This is a genomic window from Arcanobacterium canis, assembly GCF_029625435.1.
Classification (GTDB): domain Bacteria; phylum Actinomycetota; class Actinomycetes; order Actinomycetales; family Actinomycetaceae; genus Arcanobacterium; species Arcanobacterium canis.
Genome location: NZ_CP121208.1, coordinates 1451017 through 1472764 on the forward strand (window position 1 = coordinate 1451017; position 21748 = coordinate 1472764).

The window sequence follows — 21748 nt, forward strand, 5'->3', positions numbered from 1 at the left end:
TTCTCTTGATCTCAGTGTTCTGAGACGGACAGGGAGATGTACACGGCAGTCAAAATCGCAAAGATGTAGGCCTGCAGTGCAGCGATGAAAATCTCGAAGACAACGTAGATAATGCCACCGAGAAGAGTAATGGGTGCGATGGCATACCCGATGCCACCCATGGTGAAAAAGAGGTAGTGAGTACCAACGAAGCACAATGCCAGAACGAAGTGGCCCGCAATCATATTCGCAAGAAGACGAACGGTGAGGGTGATGGGCCGGATCACGAAGGTGGATACCAGTTCAATCGGAACAATAATCACATACAAAGGCTTAGGCAGACCAGCAGGAGCAACCTGTTCAAGGAAATACTTCGGGCCGCGTGCCTTCACACCGGCGACGACGAATGCAATATATGCCACAATGGCATAGATCAATGGCATTCCAACCAATGACGTACCGGCAATCTGTAGTCCAGGAATCACGCCCGTAATATTCATGAAGAAAATTCCCAGGAAGATTGTCAGCAGCAAAGGCTGGTACTTGCGGCCCTCTTCTGTTCCAAGAATGGAATCACCGACGTTCACCTTGGCAAAGTCCATCAAGACTTCGATCGATGCCTGAGCCTTGGACGGCACGAGCTTGGCGCGCTTGGCGTAGACTACCATAATCGCCATGAGAATCAGAGCTGCGATGAGACGAATCGCCAGAATACGATTGAGCTCAAAAGGCGTCCCTGCAAAAAGAAGCGGAGCAGGCTTGAACTCGTGATCAAAGGTAGGCGGCTCAAATCCCTCAGCCAGGATCGGTAACGCGGCGAGGCTCAAAACGTTAATCACGAATCATTCTCCAACTGCTCACGGGTGGACACGGGGCGTCTGTGCCCTATACCCAGGTAACTCTACCCGAGTTACCTGATGAACGCGATTCCTGTTGAACAGATGTTGAGAAGGTTGCCACCGCATTTTTCAGCGAATTTTAACCCCAGATTCCACGAACGGTATGGGCCGCGACGTGAGAATGACGACGTCGATCACCAGACACACCACCACCATGCCCCCAAAGGATGCCACGCCCAGCACTCCCCACGAAGTGGACATCCACACACCGAACAGCGCCAAAATGCGCACGCCATATGCACCCACCGCTGCAACCGCCGACGCCGAACCAACAAGTGCCCAGACACCCCGACTTGCGAACTCAGCGAGAGCAAAAAACGCACCTGCCAGTACGAGCTGCGCACCGGCGTCGGGAGACACAAATATGCAAACAGACGCGCCCAGAATACCCATCAGCACACTCAACGCCAGGTGTGCGAGAAGAAGGTCGCGTTCAAAGCTCGCAGCGGTGTGCGGTTGTTTCGCCTGCCCGGCGCCAACTGTCGCTTTATCCATGGGTCACCGAGGTCTCATGTCGCACGAGAACCCCACGGCCAAAGCCGCCTTTGGTGAGCCAAACCCCACCCACAAACGCCAACACAATGGGAAACACCACCCACCAGCGATTAATGACGACGATCGCCACACCGGAGAATGACACGATGGCAGTCCAGCCGTACAACACGAGGACAGCCCATGTGTGCGAATGGCCCCTGCGCAGCAGTCGGTGATGAAGATGGCCCGAATCTGCCGAAAATGGCGAACGCCCCTGTCGCAAACGGCGAAAAACTGCCCAGACAAGGTCAATGATCGGGATGATCAACACCATTGCAGGCAAGAGAATCGGCATATAGGCCGGAATCGCCTGCGGAGTCGAGACATTGGCGGGATCGATCTGTCCGGTCACTAAGATGGAGGCGCCAGCAATAATTGCTCCGAGCATCAAGGCGCCTGAATCCCCCATAAAAATCTTTGCTGGGTGGAAATTATGCGGGAGGAATCCGATACAGATTCCCACCAATGCTGCCACTGCTGCGGTGGCCACCGACGTGTAATCGCCGGGGCTTACTTCGCGCGTCAGGTAATAGGTGTAAACAAAGAATGAAAATGCCGCGATCCCAACCACTCCGGCCGCTAAACCATCGAGTCCGTCAACAAAGTTCACTGCGTTTGCCACAATCAGCACAACGATAATCGTGGTGAAAATTGTCAATCTCACGCTTCCTACGGTCAGCCCAAAGAAGGGGAACGTGACCAGTTGGACACCCCACCACGCCATCACTGCTGCAGCAATAATCTCGCCAGCGAGCTTCGCATACCATGACAGTTCCCAAATGTCGTCGATCACTCCAACCAGGCACATGACACCTGCCCCGACAACAATCCCCCAGATTCCTGACGACGCCGACAGGACGGGGCGCAGATAGGGAATCTGAGTTCCGATCACGATTGTCATCACGAATCCGAGATACATCGCCACGCCACCGAGCCGGGCGATCGGGACTTTGTGAACGTCGCGTTCTCGTATTTGCGTCATCGCGCCAGTTGCAAGTGCCACTCGCAGCACGATCGGCACAAGAAGGTACGTCATGGCAGCAGCCAAGATCAGGATGAGGAGATAGACCCTCACGCGAGTGCCAATCCGCTCACGCGTTCGATCTCCTCAGCGCGAATCGCTCCAGCACGGATCAATTCCATCTCGGTTTGAGAATTGAAACGAACGATCGACGAGGGTATTCCCCCACCGCAACGACCGGCGTCGAGATACACGGCGACTGAATCACCCAAGGGATCGTGTGCCTCTTGCACGGTGTTTGCCGGCGGCTGTCCAGTGACATTTGCGCTCGTCACAGCCAGCGGCCCGACAGCAGTCAAAAGTTCGAGCGCCATGGGGTGGTTCGGCATACGCAACGCTACCGTCCCGTTTGTCTCACCCAAGTCCCATCCAATGGCCGGCTTCGCGGGAAGGATAATTGTCAATGCTCCTGGCCAAAACTCCTGAGCAAGCGTGTGCGCTACTTCTGGCACAGATTCAACGAGAGATTGAGCTTGTTCCATTGATGCAACAAGGACGGGAGGCGGCTTTTGGCGTGTGCGTGACTTCGCTTCCAACAATGCCGTGACAGCATCGGCACTGAAGGCATCGGCGCCAACACCATAGACGGTGTCCGTTGGCAGGCAAATCACTTTCCCCGCAGCAATCGCCTCCTTCGTCGGCTTAAGCCACTCATCGTTTGCCGTATAAACGCTCATTTTTCCTTCTTTGTTGCGAATAGAAAACGATCCCGCCCGGTTAAATCTTGACCTGTGTGGGCGTGGAAACCCGCGTGCTCGGCTGCACTCACCAGCGCCAAAGACTGTTCCGAAGCATGTTCCATTACGAGGATACCGCCCTCGCCTAAGAGTTCGCTTGCTACACCAATGACGGCATATGGGAAATCAAGGCCCTCTTCTCCCCCACCCCAAAGTGCCATTGCCGGGTCGGCTTGTGCCTCAGCGTCTAATTGGTGTCCGAGCGGCACGTACGGTGGATTCGAGATCACCAGATCGAAAGGCCCCTCGTAAAGCACGTCCCCTAATAACGACGAGGCTTCAAGGGCATCGCCGTGAATCATCGTTACGCGATTGCCGTAAGCACTGTTGTTCTGCTGCGCGACGGCGAATGCGTCCTCGCTTTTTTCGATTGCCCACACTGCCGACGTCGGGCGTTCTGTTGCGATAGAAAGTGCAATAGCCCCCGAGCCGGTACACAGATCGACAACTCTGGGAGCTCGAAGATAAGCAATGGCGTCCAACCCCGCTTGAACCACCATCTCAGTCTCGGGCCGAACAATAAATGTACCAGGGCGAGAAACCAGTTCCAGGTAGCGAAACCACATCTTCCCCAGAACATGCTGGAGCGGCTCGCGTGTGGCACGCCTGAAAATGAGGTCATCGTAGTGCTGATGCTCAGCACTAGTCGGTTCCTGGTCAGCGACGAGAGCCAACTTGCGTCCGCTCACTTCCTCAGCAATGAGCCGAGCATCAGGACCAGCCGGAACACCGGCGTCGGCAAGGATACCTTCGGCCTGACGAACAAGGTGTGCCCAGTTCATTCGCCGCCTTCTGCGGCGTTTTCCAGGCGCTCAATTTCGTCTGCTTCACGAAGCGATGTGATGACATCATCGAGGGCCCCGTTGAGAACTTGATCGAGGTTATACGCTTTGAACCCTGTGCGGTGGTCCGAAATACGATTTTCCGGAAAGTTGTACGTGCGAATACGTTCTGAGCGGTCCACTGTGCGCACTTGGCTACGGCGCAAATCTGCTTCCTTCGCTGCTTGCTCTTCAAGCTGCATCTGACGCAACCGTGCCAAAAGGATACGCATCGCAGCTTCACGGTTCTTGATCTGCGATTTTTCATCCTGCATCGACACGGTGATTCCCGTGGGCAAATGGGTAATACGGACGGCTGAATCCGTGGTGTTCACGCTCTGTCCACCCGGGCCAGAAGAACGGTAGACGTCGATGCGCAATTCATTCGGATCGAGTTGGACCTCTTCAGGCTCGTCTACCTCAGCAAACACCAGGACACCCGCCGCGGAAGTGTGGATACGTCCCTGCGATTCGGTCACAGGAACACGCTGGACACGGTGAACGCCAGCTTCAAACTTCAAATGTGCCCAGACGCCGTCTGCCGGATCTTCGGGAACGGACTTGGCTTTCACCGCCATCTGGACGTCCTTGTAGCCTCCCATATCCGTTGACGTTGCCGAAAGGATCTGGGTTGCCCAGCCCATATGCTCGGCGTAACGCTGATACATGCGCAAAAGATCTCCCGCGAATAGCGCAGATTCTTCGCCACCTTCGCCAGCTTTGACCTCAATGATGACATCCCGTGAATCGTCGGGATCACGTGGGATCAGGGCATCACGCAATGCCTCAGTACTCTCGACCAGCTCAGCTTCGAGGCGCGGAAGTTCGTCAGCAAAGGTCTGCGCGTCTTCCCCACCAAGGTCAACGATTTCTTTCGTATCTGCAAGGTCAGCCTTGGCTGTTGACCAACGATTGAAGCGCTTGACGACGCGGCCAAGTTCGGAGTAGCGCCGAGAAAGTTTGCGTAGCTTATCCGGATTAGCCAACACCTCGGCCGAGGCCATTTGAGCCTCAATCTCTTTATATTCCGCAACCATCAGGTCTGCTGCCGGAAACTCGCTCATATCTCCCTTTCGTCGCGCTTATCAGCGCTCAACTTCCCGACGTCGGCACGTCCACGTCACGACGTCGGTTGACTCACACAAGCCTACCGCGCTTTGGTCTACGTGAGGCAGGCATGAAATCGAGGCGCCGGAAAACCGACGCCTCGACGAAGAAAAACTCACTTCTTGCGCTTGCCGTAGCGAGCCTCGAAGCGGGCCACACGACCACCAGTATCCAGAATCTTCTGCTTGCCTGTGTAGAACGGGTGGCAGGCTGAACACACATCGATGCGCAATTCATCGCGATCGAGAGTGGAACGGGTGCCAAAGGTAGCGCCGCAGGTGCAGCTCACCGTGATGTCATGATATTCGGGATGAATACCCTTCTTCATGTTTTCTCCTTGGGGATCGTTCATGCCCTGGGTCCACACCGCCGTCCCGACATCTAACCGGGGGTAGGCATCAAAATGGCATGGTGAACCAGAAGCCGATACCTCATTAAAACATATGACCCCTGGAATAAACCAGGGGCCATATGTGGTATTGATCGCCAGAAAACCGCTAAATGATAAGGATTCCTGAGTGTGCTGTCTCGGTCAGTGACGACCGGCAGCAGTGATGGCCATCAGCCTTGCTGCGAGAGCGAGCGCATCACAGACATGAGGAACTCACCATTCGATTCACTGTTCTTCAATCGCTTCAGGAGGAAGTCAGATGCCTCCTGAACATCCAACGATCCCAGAGCGCGACGCATCGTCCACATCGTCTTGAGTACTTCAGGGCTGTAGAGCATTTCCTCACGTCGGGTGCCCGACGCGTTGATATCAACAGCCGGGAAGATGCGACGGTCAGCCAGCTGGCGTGACAGGCGCAGCTCCATATTGCCCGTGCCCTTAAACTCTTCAAAGATCACTTCGTCCATCTTCGAACCAGTCTCCACGAGTGCCGAGGCGATGATGGTCAGCGAACCACCATTTTCAATGTTTCGTGCCGCACCAAAGAAACGCTTGGGCGGGTAGAGGGCAGCTGCATCAACACCACCGGAGAGAATGCGCCCCGACGCCGGAGCAGCAAGATTGTAGGCGCGCGATAAACGCGTGAGCGAGTCGAGCAGGATGACAACATCTTGGCCGAGCTCGACAAGACGCTTCGCACGCTCAACAGCAAGTTCGGCAACGATCGTGTGATCCGATGCTGGCCGATCGAAGGTCGAAGCAATGACTTCGCCCTTGACCAGGCGTTGCATATCGGTCACTTCTTCTGGGCGCTCGTCCACGAGCACCATCATGATGTGAACCTTTGGCTCATTCTTCGCAATCGCCATGGCGATCTGCTGCATGACCACAGTTTTTCCAGCCTTTGGCGGAGAAACGATCAGACCACGCTGCCCCTTGCCGATCGGAGCAACCAGATCGATCATGCGAGTGGTGAACGCGTTCTGCGTAGTTTCCAGGCGAAGCATCTCGTTCGGGTAAAGCGGGGTGAGCTTGTTAAACTCGGGGCGCTGAGCCGATACTTCTGGCTCAAGCCCGTTAATCGCAGTGATCTCAACCAGCGGGTTGTACTTGTGCTGACGGCGTCCTGCACGTGGGGAATCGGTGAGCGATCGAACATTGCCTTGAACAGCGTCACCACGACGAAGCCCATACTTTTTCACCATTTGCTGGGAGACGTAGGCATCGTTCTTACCGGGCAAGTATCCACCGGTACGCAGGTAAGCGTTGTTGTTGTCGATGTCGAAAATACCGGCAACGGGGATCAAGACCTCTTCGGCCTCATTGACGTTCTCGTTCACAGTGTTCTCGCGGCTATCGCGGTTCTCTCGTCCCTCACGATTATCGCGATTGCGGCCACGTCCGCGGCCACGAGTACGCTCGCGACGACCACGACCAGAATTTTCCTCGTCGTCACGGTTTGAGGCGCGACGTTCTGCAGCCTCACCAAGGGCATCGAGAGCAGCCTTCTTCTCTTCATCGCTCATCGCAACTTTTTGAGCGTGATTACCCTTGGGCTCGGGCAACTCAACCTTAGCGCTTTGATCGCCCCGAGAGTTCTGACTACGTCCACGACCACGGTCACGACGACGTCGGCCCTCAGTTTGGTTTGCCGCACGATCCTCACCAGCTTCGTCAGCCTTCGGGGCGGCAGGTGCCTCTGCAGACATTTCTTCAACGTGAGCAGTGCGTTCCTGGCTCTTGCCAGAACGATGCTCAGCAATCGCAGCCTGATAATCAGCCTTCTTCGAACGAGCTGGCATTTTAATTCCGAGTTCAGAGGCAAGCGCCTTCAGCTCGGGAAGTTTCATGGTGGAGAGCTCAATATTTTCGCTCACGAGGTTCCTTCCTCGGTCTAGGTTAGGGAAATTCCGCCTGAAAATAAGGGGAACGAAAAGCCCACTGGAAAAACATCAGCGGGATGTGAAATCAGCCAGCGGCCTACCACGCCGACAAGTATACACACAAAATTGCTCCGGTCGCATGATTTTAGTCTCAGGTCACTTACCCGACACCGGGTGAACGCCAGGTGCAACCGACGTACGAATCAGTTTGATCCCCGATTCAGCCAAGCTCATCCCCATGGCAGGGGCAACTTTGGCGAAAACCACCAGTGCTGGTCCACCCCCCGTGTACACAGCCGGCCAACCAGCGTTACGCAAAGCTCGCAGCAGACTTTCTCCGGTCGTCACCCCCTTTGCATTGACACCACGCGTTGCTTCAGCGATCAGTGCCGGTTCATTTGCCAATGCGTAGACGAACATCGCTGCACGGAGCGGAGAATCAACTCCACCAACGTCGGCACGCACTGGCCCCTCGGACGGAGGAACCATCAGCACAATGGGCAGTTGATCGACAATCTGGAGGTCACGCAATTTGACTGCGGAGGACTCCACCCAGGCAAGAGTTGCTCCGCCACGAATCGCTGCCGCTACTGCCGACGGGGAGCCGACGAGGTCTGCTGCCAGGCGCAACATGATGTCGTCGGTGAGAGCGCTGGGATCTTCCAAGAGTTCACGCGCCAATGCAATTCCAGCAATGGCCTCAGCCGCTTCGTCCCCAAGCCCGACTCCACGCGGAATCGAATTGCGGCACACCAGATCAAACCCCGCAACCGGCGCTCCCGCACTCTCAAGAGCAAGCGAGAGAGCACGTGCCACCATATGAGAGTGATCACGCGGAAGAGTTCGATTGCCTTCACCCAAGATCGTGACCCGTGTCGCGCCGGTGGTCAAAGTCACCGACACTTCGTCCCACACATCAACCGCGATTCCGATCGCGTCGAGGCCAGGGCCAAAACCGGTGATGACACCAGGCACGCGAACGCGCGCGTAATCGGAGGTGAGCCTCATGCGACCCACCTCCGATTCACGTAAAATTCTGCACTCACATTTTCTCCGGCGCAGCCACGCCCAGCAAGTGCAGGCCGTTTCGCAACACCTGACCTGTAGCGTCATTCAGGAAAAGACGTGCCCGATGCGTATCGGTCACCTCTTCGTCAGCACGCGGGGTGACACGGGAATTGCCATACCAACCGTGGTAAGCACCTGCAAGCTCTTCAAGATAACGCGCAACACGATGCGGTTCACGCAACTGAGCCGACTGAGCAATAACTTCCGGGTACTGAGCAAGCTTTGCCAACAGCTGTGAATCAGCAGGCGTATCAAGCAACTCAGGATGGAAGTCTGTGCGCTCAACCCCGTGTTCAGCAGCATTTTTGTCAACAGAGACAGTGCGTGCGTGCGCGTACTGAACGTAATAGACAGGGTTGTCGTTTGTCCGCGAAGCAATGAGCCCCAAGTCAATGACAAGAGCAGTGTCCATCGCTGAGCGCACAAGCGAATAACGAGCTGCATCGACGCCAGCAGCCTCCACCAGATCATCGAGAACGACGACGGTGCCGGCACGCTTTGACATGCGCACTGGCTGACCGTCCTTAACCAGATTCACTAGCTGACCAATCAGGATCTCAAGGTTCTCTCCCACACCTGCCGTATCACCGAAAGCGCGGGCCATTGCATACATACGACCGATGTAGCCGTGGTGATCTGCACCAAGCATGATGATCACCTTGTCAGCGCCGCGTTCACGTTTATCAAGGTAGTAGGCGACGTCACCTGCAAAGTAGGCAGCTTCACCGTCAGACTTGATGACAACACGATCTTTGTCATCGCCAAAATCAGTGGTGCGAACCCAGGTGGCACCGTCCTCTTCGTAAATCTTGCCCTTTTGACGAAGGGTGTCGATTGCCTTTGACACCGCACCAGACTTGTGGAGAGTGTCCTCGTGGAAGTAGACATCGAAATTCACACGGAAGGCTGCGAGTTCTTCCTTGATTGAATCGAACATCATGTTCACACCATGCTCACGGAAAAACTCCTGAGCATTACCGTCTCCATCAGATAGAACTTGTGCTCCAGAGTCGTTTGTGAACTGGGAAAGCACAGCATTTGCGATATCTGAAATGTACTGTCCGCCGTAGCCGTCTTCCGGTGCCTCCTGACCGCGAGCGCGCGCAAGGAGCGACTTCGAGAAACGATCAATCTGAGCTCCGTGATCATTGAAGTAGTATTCACGAACCACGTTTGCACCGTTAGCCTGGAGAATGCGTGCGAGCGAATCGCCTACCGCAGCCCAACGAGCTCCACCAATGTGGATTGGGCCAGTGGGGTTAGCTGAGACGAATTCGAGATTCACCGTCTGCCCAGCGAGCGCATCACTGCGTCCGTATTCCTTGCCCGCGTCCAGAATCGACAGAGCAAGGGAGCCAGCGGCAGCAGCGTTGAGCGTGATATTCAAAAAGCCTGGACCAGCGATCTCAACTTTCGCAATCGCCTCTGACTTCCCCAGACGCCCCACCAGAATTTCTGCAAATGCACGCGGGTTCATTCCCGCTTTCTTGGCCAGCTGAAGAGCAACATTCGTTGCCCAATCACCGTGCTCGCGCGAGCGCGGACGCTCCACTTTAATATCAGGGAGCTGAGAGACTTCGAGATTGATCTCGCCATCAGCAATTGCGCCGGCGAGACACTCGCGGATAAATGCAGAGAGTTCTTCTGGGTTCATGGCATGTATTCTACCGGCGCATGAGGCCGTGTTTCCACGCGCACACGGGTCAATTCCTCACTGCCGACGACGACCAGCTACAAATAAGGTACACTTTTGCTGTCCCCGCCCCGATAGCTCAGGGGATAGAGCGTTCGCCTCCGGAGCGAAAGGCCGCAGGTTCGAATCCTGTTCGGGGCACAAAACCCGCGCTATTGTGCGGGTTTTCGTTTCCGTGGGTCTTTTCGATACGACGGCGACACTCAGTATGCAGATCGCCGACGTCGGGAGAGATTATTCGTCAGCCACCAGTTGCGCCGCAGCCTGAGGATCGTGTGGGTAGAGGTCAATCACTCGCTTAGCCAAGCTCGGCACGTCGGTAATGATCCCTTCGACGCCAAGATCCAGAAGCGACACCATATCGGCAGCAGAGTTGACAGTCCACACATGGACGGCAAAGCCACGCCGATGCGCCTCGTCAACAAAACGTTGATCCACCACAACGATCCCATGCATGAGCGCCGGAACCTGAACAGCCTCAACCCCTTTACCCGGGCCGGGAACATACATTGAACGTCGCCATGGCCACCATGCGCGTGACGCAAGCCAGAGACTCACAATTGCAGCGATGCCGAGCGACGACGTCGCGCCCTTGAGACGCCGACGAAGAAACGCAAGCCGCGATTCAGAAAACGACGCCAGGCTCACGCGCGACAAAGCATCGTGATCTTTGATTGTTCGAATGAGAGGTTTGACCGCATGGTTATTCTTTGCGTCAATGTTGAACACAAAATCTGGATATGACGACAGTGCCTCGTGCAAACGCATGAGGGGGTTACCTCCATGGTCGCGCACACCTTTGAGTTCTTCCCAGGTCTTGTTTTCGATTCGGCCATGTCCATCAGTTGTGCGGTCAAGAACAGGATCGTGGAAAAGCACCACCACGCCGTCCTTCGTCGCGTGGGCATCGGTTTCCATATAACGAAAACCAAGCTCGTGCATCCGGGCAAAAGCCTCAGGAGAGTTTTCAGGAGCCTCAGCACCACCAGCTCGATGCGCAATAACGACGCGCTCTGCGATATTCCACAAGCGCATTAAAAACACAAACTCGCTATATCTCGGGCCTGATGTTCCTTAAGGAACGTCAAGGGATTCGTAGTTTCGGTTTCAACACCTTCACCCGGATGGATCTCCAGATGCAAATGGGGGCCAGTGGAGTACCCATTTGAGCCAACTTTGGCAATTTGCTGACCGATCTTCACTTTGTCGCCAACCTTGACCAGCACGCCGTCATCCCACATGTGTACGTACCAGGAGGTGAATTTTTTGCCACCAATCTCATGTTGCACAATGATCAAATTCGATGAACGTCCCTGGATACCAGCGCCAGCGTGAATGACCACGCCGTCAGCGATGGCATAGACAGGAGTACCCGTCGGAGCGCCGAAATCTTGCCCGAGGTGGAATGAGCTTTCACCAGTGAATGGGTCAAAACGGCCACCGTAGTTGGAAGTTAAACGGTACTGCCCCACTGCGAGCGGGTAGATAACTGCATCGTTCGACTTAAAGAAGGCCGATGCCAAAGAATTGGCACCACTGCCAATTTTGCACATCTCTCCCGGTGCAACAGCAAGCATTTGCTCAGTTGCGTGGAAACGGGACTCTTCTTCAGCCCCAGCGCGAGCTTGAAGTTCTTTGGGAGTGTCGGCCACCGGGTGGGTCGCAACTGTATTGAGAACTGACTGGGCTCCTGCGCTCGCTTCGGCCACGGTGTTGACGCGTGAGACAAGTACTCCCCCCATAACAGAGATTGCGAACACCGCAGAGGTGGTCAGTGCTGCCCCTTTGAGGGAACGACGCAATGGCGAAAAAATTGCCAGGCCCGGAAAAAGATCATGGACAAAAGAACGGCGATGTGATTGAGACTGCACGTGCGACTGCTGATCAGTATCAATCACATCAGTGGCGTGTGTGTGTTTGGTCAGTTGCACATTGCGATCGGCGGCAAGACGAGCTAAACGCAGCTCTTTGCGCGATGGTAGCGCAGGGCGTTCTTCCACTTGATTCCTCCCACAGCCTATGATTATCCCACACAATGATAACGGTTTGATAACGGCCGCTCTACCAAAAGTGACAAGATCTCTATGAAGAACCTTACACCGCTCGGTCGGCACTCCTGACCCGCGGAGAATACACCCCGGCAGTGAGCCGACGAGATAGGTATAGTTACGGAAGAAAGCAGGCGAAAGGTCACAACATGGCGAAAAGGGTATTCTTCATCGGCGACGAGCTGGTCACCGGCCAGGGAGACGCCCGCGCGTTGGGCTGGATCGGGCGCGTCCTGGCACGCACAGAAGCCGAGCCACCCATACTGCCTATCACACTCGCCTTCCCGTCAGACACCACCGCATCACTCTCAGAACGATGGACTGGAGAAGTTCTTCCACGAATGGGACGCGACGACGAGCACTATATGGTGATCGCGTTAGGCTCACACGATATCGACGCCGGAGTGACCACGGCACGCTCTCGACTTCATCTTGCTAATATCCTGGACGCAACGAGCCGATATTCGCTGACACCTCTCGTCGTCGGCCCACCTCCGCGTCTAGATCTTCCCGAACGTGTCCAAGTGGAGCTCACCAGAGCTTTTCGGGAAGTGTGCGAGCGGCGCAATGTCCCGTTTGTTGACTGCTACACCCCGTTGAAAGCCCATGAACAGTGGCTCACGGATATGTCAACCTCCCATATGTACACTCCACACCAGGCTGGATACGCGCTGATTGCATGGCTCGTCACGCACCGAGGCTGGCACCGTTGGCTCGGCGTCAAAGAAGCCTGAGGCAACGGCACTGGACGCACTTCGAAGTAGCTCAGCACCAAAAAGTGAATAAAAATGGCCGAGCTTGATGCTCGGCCATTTTGAAAACTCAGGCGTTGGGGCGCTTGCCGTGGTTCGCCTTCTTCTTCTTGCGTCCACGACGCTTATTTCCACGAGTTGACATGATGTCCTCCTGTACTACCTTCACTGAACTTCATGAGTCTATCGAAAGTCAGAGCCAATCGGCAAACGGTTACGCATTTGCCGATTCGTGACACAAGCGTATAACCCGCTCACGCAACGAATTTGGAGCAACTTGCCGACATCCGCGTTGAACGAGCTTTCGGATCACCACTTCCATCTTCACCGAATTTGCACACTCGGCACAGTTCTGGACGTGATGCATGAGCCTGTGACGATCTTCTTCAGAAATCTCTTGATCAACTAGCTCAAAAAGGCGATCCGTCAGTTCCGAACACGAACAATCGCTAGTCGCTTCTGGACACCCGCAATCGAGCGCCTCGATCACCTTGGCAACTTCTGTTTTCAGGCTCATCACTTCTTCCCCTGTCCGTAGCCCAGTTCACCCGCATAGCTCGAAAGGATCTCGCGCAACTGTTTGCGCCCACGAGAAAGCCGAGACATCACGGTCCCAATCGGGGTTCCCATAATGTCGGCGATCTCCTGGTAGGAGAACCCTTCGACGTCCGCGAGATAGACCGCCTCACGACGATCCTGACTGAGCTGTTCGAAAGCCTGACGGATTTCGTCATTGGGAAGGTTCTCATACGCCTCCATCTCGGCAGATTTCATCCCTGTCGACATATGCGATTCGGCGCGATACTCTTGCCAGTCTTCCAGCTCATTCTCTACTTCCGTTGGACGACGTTGCGCCTTGCGGTAGTGAGAGATGAAGGTGTTATTCAAGATACGAAACAGCCACGCCTTCAGATTTGTTCCTGGCTGGTACTGATGAAAGGCGGAAAACGCCTTCGCGTACGTTTCAGACACCAAATCTTCAGCGTCGTGAGGATTACGAGTAAGCCGCATCGCACCGCCGTAAAGTTGATTGAGATACGGAATCGCATCTTTCTCAAACCGGGCGGCCCGCTCGGCGCTCGTCTCCTGAGGAGCCCTTTCGATCGTCACTCACGATCCTCTCGCTTGTTTCTGGTAACGCTGGTGGCACGAAATTCATTCCCCGCCAACAACCACACCTTCACGCATGGCACTGACGAACTCAAGATCGTCATCCAAAACAACGAGGTTGACCGCATCGCCGGGAGTAAATTCCAAGGTCACGCCCTTCTCACTTCCATCAAGATGGAGAGCATAGGCCGGACCAGCCACGCACGATTCTACGGCCTTTGCCAACGACAAGTACTGGCCACGAACCATCTTCTGAATTTGCTCAACCAAACGTGACGTTCCACCTGCGATAGCACCTCCATCGGTCAGACGCGCCACACCGTCGGCAATGGTGACGGCAAGGGAACCCAGCACATACGAACCATCAGCCATTCCTGCGCCAGACATCGCATCAGTGACGAATACTGTTGAAGACGGTTCGCCTTTAGCCCCAACGAATTCGACGACGTCGGCAACGAGTCGAGGGTCAACGTGTACCGTATCAGCAACAAGCTCGACGACGGCGTCTCCCTTGCGAGCAGCGGCAGTGAGTGCGCGCACCGGGCCAGGCGCTCGATGAAGTAGCGACGGCATTGCATTGAAGAGGTGAGTTGCTGTCTGTGCAGGAGGCGGGAAGCCAATGTCGTTGGCGTAGGCAGTGGTCAGAGCAATCGCACCTTCTGTTTCCTCCGTCGTAGCGGAGGTATGTCCCCACGACGGCTTCGCTCCGTAATCGAGCAATAGCCGCGCAGCAGCAACAGCATTTTCCGCTTCGGGAGCGATCGTCATCGTCTTGATGTGTCCCTTGCCGACTTCGAGCCAACGACGCAATTCATCAAGATCAGCGCCGCGAACAGCAGCCGGATTCTGCGCCCCGACTTTATGCGGCGAGATATAGGGCCCTTCCATATGAATACCGAGCAATTCGCCAGATTCACAGAACGGAACAAGCTTTTCGAGAACTGGCACCGGATCGATCATCGATACGAGCGATGCGATCATCGCAGTGGTTCCCTTCGAGCGATGCGCGTCGATGGCAGTGCGTACTTCTTCTTCCGATTCTACGTCCGGGAAGGAGGCTCCTCCTCCGCCATGGTTGTGAATATCGATCAGGCCAGGAAGAATCCACCCCTTGACGTCGGCAGGGGGAAGAACGCGAACGATACGGCCATTGTCAAGCTCAAGACCTCCGCCAATGATCTCACCATGCGGATTAAGTAACTTACCAATCAGTTCCATCACAATTCTTCTTTCAGTGGCGCGCGTTCCAACGCTCCGTGTAGAAATCTGCCAGTTCGAGCTGCGAAGCAGCCGCTTCGTCCACAAGAACAGTGACCTTGGCGTGCATTTGAAGAACAGTGGCGGGCCACTTGGCACTCACAGCACCCTCAACAAGTTCTTTGACCGCACGGGCCTTGTTCTCACCAAAAGCCAAGAGAATGACTTCCTTCGCTTCCATAATTGTGCCCAGACCCTGGGAAATGGACTCGGTGGGAACCTTGTCAAGATCATTGTCAAAGAACCGAGCGTTGTCCGTACGCGTTTGAGCGGTCAATACATCGACGTGAGTGCGCGACACAAGTGAGCCACCAGGCTCGTTGAATGCAATGTGGCCGTCGGCTCCGATTCCGAGAATTTGGATAGTGGCACCACCAAGCTCGCGAATCTTTGCATCATATTCTGCTGCAGCCTGAACTGGATCGGAAGACGAGGAATCTGGGGTGAAAAGGAGTTCGTCTGCAAGCCCGGTTTTTTCTGGCCCCACAAGTTCAGTACGCAAGACGTTGCGGTAACGCTCAGGATGATCGTCCGCGATGCCCACATACTCATCAAGTGCAATTGCCTGCTTACCCTCGAGGCTAAACGTACCGGCAGCATGTGCGGCACGTAAACGTTCGTATAGCGCGAGCGGGGTCGAACCCGTCGCGACTCCGAGAACTGGATCCGAAGCTGAGTTAATGACATGAATAATGTGCTCAGCTGCGTAATCTGCCGCAGCTTCTTGGGTGGAGAAGATTCCAACCTGCATAATTTGCCCCTTTACAAATGTTGCTTGCGTTGAATCCATTGTTTCACAACATGGCGGAAGCGGGGTAACGAAACACGATATTTGTCTGACATATTTCGAACAAACAAACCCTTTTTGAGATCCATTCTCACTTAGGGACAGGCTGTGGGGACCTGCGTCCCTAGATGAGCTACATATTACATTTCATTTCCCCGTCCGCTCGGGCAATATCCATCATGGGCTTGAAGAAAAACTTTGCGACACATAGGCTTGTGGGTGACCAAGGTAAAGCACATTAAACATCGAAGGAGATGGAATAGTGACCACCGAAATCCCAACAAAGTTCACGGCTGCCGTGGTGGATAAGTTTGGCGATCCACTCAACGTCCGCGAAGTAGAAATGCCAGAACCCGGCCTCAACCAGGCTCTGGTGAAGAATATCGCTACCGGCGTTTGCCACACCGATCTTCACGCAGCTCAAGGTGACTGGCCAGTCCGCCCAGAGCCGCCATTCATCCCTGGACACGAAGGCGTTGGCCGCGTTGTCAAGCTCGGCCCAGGCGAGCACTCAGTCAAAGTCGGCGATCTCGTCGGCAACGCTTGGTTGTGGAGCGCTTGTGGTGAGTGCGACATGTGTCTCTCCGGCTGGGAGACCCTCTGCCGCAAGGCGGAATACGGCGGCTACACCGCTGACGGCTCGTTCGGCGAGTACATGCTTGTTGACACCCGCTTCGCCGCCCGTATCCCAGAAGGTGTGGACGAAATCGAAGTCGCTCCGATTCTGTGCGCTGGCGTTACCGTCTACAAGGGCCTGAAGGTCACAGACACCCGCCCAGGTCAGTTCGTTGTCATCTCCGGCATTGGTGGCCTCGGCCACATCGCAGTTCAGTACGCAAAGGCCATGGGCCTGCGTGTCATTGCTGTTGACATCGCTGACGAGAAGCTTGAGCTTGCCACCAAGCACGGTGCAGAGTTCTGCGTCAACGCAGCAAAGGAAGATCCCATTGCCAAGATCCAGGAGTACACCGACGGCGGCGCCCACGGCGTGCTCGTCACCGCAGTGCATCCACAGGCATTCGGCCAGGCAGTTGGCATGGTTCGCAACAATGGCACCGTGGTCTTCAACGGCCTTCCCCCGGGGGAGTTCCCGGCCAACATCTTCGAGATCGTGCTGCGCGGCATCACGATTCGCGGCTCGCTGGTCGGCACTCGCCTCGATCTCGCAGAAGCAATCGACTTCTACGCTCGCGGCTTGATTAAGCCCACAGTCAAGGAAACAACTCTTGACCACATCAATGACGTGTTCGATGAGATGAAGGCCGGCAAGATCGACGGCCGCATGGCGATCCGTTACTGATCTCGCTGATTTTCAGCTCACCTCAGTGGGCGGGCGATGGGGTGTCCCGTCGCCCGCCCACTCTTTTTGATTACCTAAGCCCTGAATGTTCAGCCCAGCACCAGCCAGTATCACGTTTGCGAACCTTTCAGATTACATAGATAATAATGATCATTATTCTCTAGTTTTTCTGAGTTGAAAGGTTGTTATGCGCCACCGGAGTTGGACCAAAGCTGTCAAGGCGCTTGCAGCGATGGCAGCCGTCGGTTCATTGACCGCGTGCTCCTCGGCATCCACAGATGCACGGGACGATCTCGTCATCGTCGCATCCACTCCAATCATTGCTGATCTGGTATCACATGTTGCACCTGATGCGCACCTGGAAACGCTCATCCCTCAAGGAGCTGACCCCCACACCTACGAACCGTCAATGGCTGCGCTTCGTGATGTTGCGCGCGCCGATATCGCATTCTCAAACGGTCTCCTCCTCGAAGCGCAAGCACTGACACACACCATCGATTCCAACCTCCCTTCCCGGGCACGCCATGTCGCACTCGGTTCGGAATCGGTAAAATATGGTGCTCGCCAAATTCCTCTGGTCGAGAACGCCACACTCGCCACCGTCTGGCTCGGTCTGAGAGTTGATGGCCAAGGCGGCAGTCAAGATTACGTCACGATTAATGCAACCTCAGCGACGGGGCCGGGAACAATTTCAGCATTCACCACCGGAACATTCGGTGAGCCACGCGCGTGGATTAACTCTGGCGACGGTATCGACCCACAAAAAGACACCATCAAGCTCCCTACCAATGCTCACACACACATGTCATGGGGGTTTTCTCAACAAGGTCTCTACACTCTCTCATTTGAGTCGGTCCTCCACTCAGGGAAGAGCCAAAAGACACTCGGATCGACAACACTCACCTTCGCCGTCGGAGTCGATCCACACAAAAGCGGAAAAACCGTGATCAGTACGGGCCACCAAGACATCACTGCACATCTGGGCGGCGGGATGACACTCTACGGCGATACTCCCGCAGGCACGGGAAATCGCAGCATCTCCGACGTCGTCATCTCCGTACCCAATTCAACCACGACAACAGTGCCTGATAACCGATGGAGCTTCCTCGGACACCCAGGACAAGAAGCCTGGATCCTCGCGCAAGCTGTCATTGGACAGCATGTACATGGCGAGATCGACCCACACATGTGGCATGACGTTCGTAACGCGATTGCCTATGTCGAAACGATCGCGGACGAACTTGGGCATGTTGATCCCTCACGCGCCACCACGTATGCGCAAAACGCAGCACGATACCGCGAGAAACTCGAAAACCTGGACACATGGACTCGCGAGGTCCTCACCTCGATTCCCGCCTCGCACCGAGTTCTCGTCACCGCACATGACTCCTTCGGATACTTAGCGAAAGCTTACGGCATGACCATTGCCGGGTTCGTTGCACCCAACCCTTCACTCGAACCGTCGGTCCAACAGCTGACAAATCTCACGCGCACCCTAGAAGCGCTCCCTGCACCAGGCGTTTTCGTTGAACCAACATCCGCCTCACATCTCAAAGAGCTGGTCGGAATTGCGCAGTCAACCCAAAAAGAACTGTGCAACATTTACTCCGACACCCTCACACATGACGTTCCCACGTACATTGACCTGGTGAAGCACAACGTCACATCCCTCAAATCGTGTCTCGATCCGGCCTCACTGCCTGCTTGGGCACTGACCACTCAGCCCAACATTCCTAACCCTTCAACACAGACGGAGAAAAAGTAAAGTGATGATGAAAGCACTGTCGGCGCTTGCCGCACTCACACTTGTATTGACGCCCACAATCGCTGCCGCCCAGGACAACTCCGGGCCGGCAGATCCTGCGTTGACCCAAGTAGTTGACGAAAACGAAGAAATCGCTCCTGCCGGCACTCCCGTTGAGCTTGACGCGGGACATGCCGATCTTGGCCCGAAATACGTCAACGGAAAATGGACGTTCATGGTTCGTGACGACACCAAGGGTGCTCCTGTGTGGCGCTACCTCGACGACGTGGTGTTCCGCGTGCATGACAAAGCTAAACTCACTTTACCCAAAGATGACACGTATTCATTCATTCAGGCATCTGGGCAGGTGTATGCCATTCCTCAAACCGAAGCTGAAGGTGTGATTTGGCTAGGGTGGAACACGCAAGATCCTGCAGTGGTGAAAAAACTCGGTAATGGCGTCTCACTGGTGTACTCCGGACATCAGGGAGAAGGAAATCTCAACGTCTTTGTCCAAGCTGGAAACTTCGCAGGCCCAACCCAGCTGTGGAATTCAACAAAAAAGGAATCCCAGCCAATCCACGTTGACCCCAACACTCACACCCACGCTAACTGGGTGTTTACCAAACCCGGCACGCATTTAGTTCGCTTAAGTGCGCAAGCTCAGCTCGCGGATGGTTCGACTGTGGAAGATTCGCAGGTTCTGCGATTCGCCGTCGGCGACTCAACTAATGTCAAAGATGCCGCTACGGCAAAGTGGACTGAAAAGACGACGCCGAGTGCCAAAGCTTCCGTTGAAGCTCCGAGCGCAATCGATAAGTCCACCTCGCTACCGCTCTACGTTGGCGCAGGGCTTGCTGCGGCAGTGCTCGTCATCGTCGGTATGGTCATCATCGTCAAACGACGCGCATCAGCAGACCGAGAAGCGGCAGCGAAGGCGGTCGAGGAGTGAGCACGCCAGCCCTGAAAGTTGACGATCTTAACGTCACCCTCACGGGTCGCTCAATCCTTGAACACATCACTTTCGAGGTCGCGAAAGGCGAACTTGCGGGTTTGATCGGCCCCAATGGAGCAGGGAAAACGACGCTGATGCGAGCGATCATGGGCCTTATTCGTTCAAGCGGATCAGTCCATACGTCAGGCAAGATCGGCTACGTCCCTCAGCGTCAAGATGTTGACTGGGCATACCCTATGAGCGTGGAAAGCCTTGTCCGCATGACATTCGTCGGCCGGCGTCCCAAGGTTTCCCGTCGCGATAGTCTAGCCTTGGCCTACCAGGCGCTGAAGAAAGTGGGGATGTACGAGCTTCGTGACCGCACGATTGATGAACTCTCTGGGGGCCAAAAACAGCGCGTCCTCATCGCCCGAGCACTCGCCCCCAATCCCGATATTTTGCTGCTCGACGAACCTTTCACAGGACTTGACCACCCTAACCAAGATCTCCTCTCTGACCTATTCGTTGAGCTCGCTCGAGGTGGGGTGGGTATCTTGATGTCCACTCACGATCTGACCCAGGCAGTCGATATTTGCGATTCCCTCGTGATGATTAATCGCACGGTACGTGCTGCTGGACGCTCTCAGGATCTCATGCAGCCACAGCTGTGGATCGACACCTACCAGGTGCGTGAGAACTCAGCACTTTTGCGCTCTTTAGGAATGGTGACAAAATGAGCTTGCTTCAATTTTTTGCAGATTTAGCAAATCCGAATCTGGCCTTCCTGCCGCGAGCCCTCCTCGTTGCCGCTTTGTCATCGATTCTTTGCGGCGTCGTGGGAGTACACGTCGTGCTGCGTGGACTTTCGTTCGTCGGTGATGCACTGTCCCACGCCGTGTTCCCAGGAATCGCGATTGCCTTTGCGCTCCAAGGCTCGATTCTTCTAGGCGGAGCGATCGCTGGTGTCGTGGTGGCAGTGCTCATTGCGTCCTTCTCGCAAAATCGGCGGCTGCGCGAAGACTCTGTCATCGGCGTTTTCTTCGTTGCCGCATTCGCACTCGGTCTGCTCATTGTGTCGCGCACACCGGGCTACACGGGGTCTCTCGAATCACTACTTTTTGGTTCGCTCACAGGTGTGACTAACACGAATATTTTGCAGGCCCTCGGTGTGGGATCGGTGATCGTGGCGATCCTCGTCATCACGCATTCACGCATCACCCTTGTCAGCGTTGATCGTGAGTTCGCGCGGGCACAAGGACTGAAAGTATTCTGGATTGACTTGCTGCTCTTTATCGTCATTTCTGCAGCAGTCGTCATTTCAGTGCAGACCATCGGCAATATTTTGGTTCTTGCGTTGCTTGTGGCCCCCGCTGCAACAGCACGCCTGCTCACCGACCGTGTGCTCCCCATGATGCTCATCGGGCCCGCTGTCGGTGCCTTCTCAGCTTTCGTCGGAATTTGGCTTTCGTGGGCGTGGGATCTTCCGTCCGGCGCGGCAATTGTGTTGGTTGCCACTGTCATCTTTATCCTGGTGTGGACATGTGCGCCTCGACGCGGTCTTCTTGCATCAGTTCGTCATTCACACAGGAAAGCTACCCCCGCGCCGACGTCGTAGCTCGGGTGACAGCTGAGCGGCCGACGTCGATGGTACAGTTGCGCCCCGACGTCGTGAGGCAGGAGAAA

At 55.3% G+C, this 21748-nt stretch carries 23 protein-coding genes and 1 tRNA gene; 7 read left to right on the forward strand and 17 right to left on the reverse strand.

Going from position 1 to position 21748, the window contains the following annotated elements:
• Nucleotides 1-11: 11 nt before the first annotated feature.
• The 10 genes from atpB to argS form a co-directional block, all read right to left on the reverse strand.
• Nucleotides 12-818, reverse strand: a complete 807-nt coding sequence (gene atpB, locus P7079_RS06490) for a F0F1 ATP synthase subunit A (RefSeq protein ID WP_278012468.1) — start codon at nucleotides 816-818, stop codon at nucleotides 12-14.
• A 129-nt stretch (nucleotides 819-947) separates the two neighbouring features.
• A complete protein-coding gene (locus P7079_RS06495) occupies nucleotides 948-1373 on the reverse strand; it encodes a hypothetical protein (protein ID WP_278012469.1) in 426 nt (141 codons plus the stop codon).
• Complete coding sequence (locus P7079_RS06500; protein WP_278012470.1) at nucleotides 1366-2487, reverse strand: MraY family glycosyltransferase; 1122 nt, start codon at nucleotides 2485-2487, stop codon at nucleotides 1366-1368. The genes P7079_RS06495 and P7079_RS06500 overlap by 8 nt, the downstream gene beginning before the upstream one ends.
• Nucleotides 2484-3110, reverse strand: coding sequence for an L-threonylcarbamoyladenylate synthase (locus P7079_RS06505; protein WP_278012471.1), 627 nt, complete (start codon nucleotides 3108-3110; stop codon nucleotides 2484-2486). The genes P7079_RS06500 and P7079_RS06505 overlap by 4 nt, the downstream gene beginning before the upstream one ends.
• Nucleotides 3107-3952, reverse strand: a complete 846-nt coding sequence (gene prmC, locus P7079_RS06510) for a peptide chain release factor N(5)-glutamine methyltransferase (protein WP_278012472.1) — start codon at nucleotides 3950-3952, stop codon at nucleotides 3107-3109. The genes P7079_RS06505 and prmC overlap by 4 nt, the downstream gene beginning before the upstream one ends.
• A complete protein-coding gene (gene prfA / locus P7079_RS06515; RefSeq protein ID WP_278012473.1) occupies nucleotides 3949-5055 on the reverse strand; it encodes a peptide chain release factor 1 in 1107 nt (368 codons plus the stop codon). The genes prmC and prfA overlap by 4 nt, the downstream gene beginning before the upstream one ends.
• 158 nt (nucleotides 5056-5213) lie before the next feature.
• Entirely contained in the window at nucleotides 5214-5426 is a 213-nt protein-coding gene (gene rpmE / locus P7079_RS06520; protein ID WP_278012474.1) for a 50S ribosomal protein L31, read from the reverse strand.
• A 233-nt stretch (nucleotides 5427-5659) separates the two neighbouring features.
• Nucleotides 5660-7339: a transcription termination factor Rho gene (gene rho / locus P7079_RS06525; protein ID WP_278013622.1), complete on the reverse strand. Its 1680-nt coding sequence runs from the start codon at nucleotides 7337-7339 to the stop codon at nucleotides 5660-5662.
• A 189-nt stretch (nucleotides 7340-7528) separates the two neighbouring features.
• A complete protein-coding gene (locus P7079_RS06530; protein WP_278012475.1) occupies nucleotides 7529-8380 on the reverse strand; it encodes a GHMP family kinase ATP-binding protein in 852 nt (283 codons plus the stop codon).
• 34 nt (nucleotides 8381-8414) lie between these two features.
• Nucleotides 8415-10094 carry an arginine--tRNA ligase gene (gene argS / locus P7079_RS06535; RefSeq protein WP_278012476.1) on the reverse strand — a complete coding sequence of 560 codons (1680 nt, stop codon included), beginning with the start codon at nucleotides 10092-10094 and terminating at the stop codon, nucleotides 8415-8417.
• Nucleotides 10095-10201: 107 nt separating this feature from the next.
• Here argS and P7079_RS06540 point away from each other — a divergent pair.
• Nucleotides 10202-10274, forward strand: a tRNA-Arg gene (locus P7079_RS06540).
• Nucleotides 10275-10367: 93 nt separating this feature from the next.
• Here the strand turns inward: P7079_RS06540 and P7079_RS06545 are convergent.
• On the reverse strand, nucleotides 10368-11168 hold the full coding sequence (locus tag P7079_RS06545; protein WP_278013623.1) for a glycerophosphodiester phosphodiesterase family protein: 801 nt from the start codon (nucleotides 11166-11168) through the stop codon (nucleotides 10368-10370).
• On the reverse strand, nucleotides 11168-12133 hold the full coding sequence (locus P7079_RS06550; protein WP_278012477.1) for a M23 family metallopeptidase: 966 nt from the start codon (nucleotides 12131-12133) through the stop codon (nucleotides 11168-11170). The genes P7079_RS06545 and P7079_RS06550 overlap by 1 nt, the downstream gene beginning before the upstream one ends.
• A 197-nt stretch (nucleotides 12134-12330) precedes the next feature.
• On the opposite strand from P7079_RS06550, the gene P7079_RS06555 reads away from it, so the two are divergent.
• Complete coding sequence (locus P7079_RS06555; protein ID WP_278012478.1) at nucleotides 12331-12915, forward strand: GDSL-type esterase/lipase family protein; 585 nt, start codon at nucleotides 12331-12333, stop codon at nucleotides 12913-12915.
• 88 nt (nucleotides 12916-13003) lie between these two features.
• Here P7079_RS06555 and P7079_RS08505 read toward each other — a convergent pair whose 3' ends face one another.
• The 5 genes from P7079_RS08505 to P7079_RS06575 form a co-directional block, all read right to left on the reverse strand.
• Nucleotides 13004-13078, reverse strand: a complete 75-nt coding sequence (locus P7079_RS08505) for a 50S ribosomal protein bL37 (protein ID WP_370870610.1) — start codon at nucleotides 13076-13078, stop codon at nucleotides 13004-13006.
• 69 nt (nucleotides 13079-13147) lie between these two features.
• Nucleotides 13148-13450: a mycothiol system anti-sigma-R factor gene (rsrA, locus tag P7079_RS06560; RefSeq protein ID WP_278012479.1), complete on the reverse strand. Its 303-nt coding sequence runs from the start codon at nucleotides 13448-13450 to the stop codon at nucleotides 13148-13150.
• Nucleotides 13450-14043 (reverse strand): sigma-70 family RNA polymerase sigma factor, encoded by a 594-nt coding sequence (locus P7079_RS06565; RefSeq protein ID WP_278012480.1) that lies wholly within the window; start codon nucleotides 14041-14043, stop codon nucleotides 13450-13452. Before P7079_RS06565 ends, rsrA begins: the two co-directional genes overlap by 1 nt.
• Nucleotides 14044-14088: 45 nt before the next feature.
• Nucleotides 14089-15261 carry an N-acetylglucosamine-6-phosphate deacetylase gene (locus tag P7079_RS06570; protein WP_278012481.1) on the reverse strand — a complete coding sequence of 391 codons (1173 nt, stop codon included), beginning with the start codon at nucleotides 15259-15261 and terminating at the stop codon, nucleotides 14089-14091.
• A 13-nt stretch (nucleotides 15262-15274) separates the two neighbouring features.
• The gene (locus P7079_RS06575) at nucleotides 15275-16051 is read right to left on the reverse strand and encodes a glucosamine-6-phosphate deaminase (protein ID WP_278012482.1); all 777 of its coding nucleotides are present in this window, start codon (nucleotides 16049-16051) and stop codon (nucleotides 15275-15277) included.
• 298 nt (nucleotides 16052-16349) lie between these two features.
• Here P7079_RS06575 and adhP point away from each other — a divergent pair, with 298 nt between their 5' ends.
• From adhP to P7079_RS06600, 5 genes are all read left to right on the forward strand, one after another.
• Nucleotides 16350-17387, forward strand: a complete 1038-nt coding sequence (adhP, locus tag P7079_RS06580) for an alcohol dehydrogenase AdhP (protein WP_278012483.1) — start codon at nucleotides 16350-16352, stop codon at nucleotides 17385-17387.
• 187 nt (nucleotides 17388-17574) lie between these two features.
• Entirely contained in the window at nucleotides 17575-19152 is a 1578-nt protein-coding gene (locus tag P7079_RS06585) for an anchored repeat ABC transporter, substrate-binding protein (protein ID WP_278012484.1), read from the forward strand.
• A gap of 4 nt (nucleotides 19153-19156) precedes the next feature.
• A complete protein-coding gene (locus tag P7079_RS06590) occupies nucleotides 19157-20083 on the forward strand; it encodes a choice-of-anchor M domain-containing protein (protein ID WP_278012485.1) in 927 nt (308 codons plus the stop codon).
• Nucleotides 20080-20802 carry a metal ABC transporter ATP-binding protein gene (locus P7079_RS06595; protein ID WP_278012486.1) on the forward strand — a complete coding sequence of 241 codons (723 nt, stop codon included), beginning with the start codon at nucleotides 20080-20082 and terminating at the stop codon, nucleotides 20800-20802. Before P7079_RS06590 ends, P7079_RS06595 begins: the two co-directional genes overlap by 4 nt.
• Complete coding sequence (locus tag P7079_RS06600) at nucleotides 20799-21680, forward strand: anchored repeat-type ABC transporter permease subunit (RefSeq protein WP_278012487.1); 882 nt, start codon at nucleotides 20799-20801, stop codon at nucleotides 21678-21680. Before P7079_RS06595 ends, P7079_RS06600 begins: the two co-directional genes overlap by 4 nt.
• Nucleotides 21681-21748 lie beyond the last annotated feature (68 nt).

Excerpts from the sequence above, each read along its gene's own strand:
- P7079_RS06495 (WP_278012469.1), bottom strand. The coding sequence starts at position 1,373 with ATGGATAAAGCGACAGTTGGCGCCGGGCAGGCGAAACAACCGCACACC.
- P7079_RS06505 (WP_278012471.1), bottom strand. The coding sequence starts at position 3,110 with ATGAGCGTTTATACGGCAAACGATGAGTGGCTTAAGCCGACGAAGGAG.
- prmC (WP_278012472.1), bottom strand. The coding sequence starts at position 3,952 with ATGAACTGGGCACACCTTGTTCGTCAGGCCGAAGGTATCCTTGCCGAC.
- prfA (WP_278012473.1), bottom strand. The coding sequence starts at position 5,055 with ATGAGCGAGTTTCCGGCAGCAGACCTGATGGTTGCGGAATATAAAGAG.
- rpmE (WP_278012474.1), bottom strand. The coding sequence starts at position 5,426 with ATGAAGAAGGGTATTCATCCCGAATATCATGACATCACGGTGAGCTGC.
- rho (WP_278013622.1), bottom strand. The coding sequence starts at position 7,339 with ATGAAACTTCCCGAGCTGAAGGCGCTTGCCTCTGAACTCGGAATTAAA.
- P7079_RS06530 (WP_278012475.1), bottom strand. The coding sequence starts at position 8,380 with ATGAGGCTCACCTCCGATTACGCGCGCGTTCGCGTGCCTGGTGTCATC.
- argS (WP_278012476.1), bottom strand. The coding sequence starts at position 10,094 with ATGAACCCAGAAGAACTCTCTGCATTTATCCGCGAGTGTCTCGCCGGC.
- P7079_RS06545 (WP_278013623.1), bottom strand. The coding sequence starts at position 11,168 with ATGCGCTTGTGGAATATCGCAGAGCGCGTCGTTATTGCGCATCGAGCT.
- P7079_RS06555 (WP_278012478.1), top strand. The coding sequence starts at position 12,331 with ATGGCGAAAAGGGTATTCTTCATCGGCGACGAGCTGGTCACCGGCCAG.
- rsrA (WP_278012479.1), bottom strand. The coding sequence starts at position 13,450 with ATGAGCCTGAAAACAGAAGTTGCCAAGGTGATCGAGGCGCTCGATTGC.
- P7079_RS06570 (WP_278012481.1), bottom strand. The coding sequence starts at position 15,261 with ATGGAACTGATTGGTAAGTTACTTAATCCGCATGGTGAGATCATTGGC.
- P7079_RS06575 (WP_278012482.1), bottom strand. The coding sequence starts at position 16,051 with ATGCAGGTTGGAATCTTCTCCACCCAAGAAGCTGCGGCAGATTACGCA.
- P7079_RS06585 (WP_278012484.1), top strand. The coding sequence starts at position 17,575 with ATGCGCCACCGGAGTTGGACCAAAGCTGTCAAGGCGCTTGCAGCGATG.
- P7079_RS06590 (WP_278012485.1), top strand. The coding sequence starts at position 19,157 with ATGATGAAAGCACTGTCGGCGCTTGCCGCACTCACACTTGTATTGACG.
- P7079_RS06600 (WP_278012487.1), top strand. The coding sequence starts at position 20,799 with ATGAGCTTGCTTCAATTTTTTGCAGATTTAGCAAATCCGAATCTGGCC.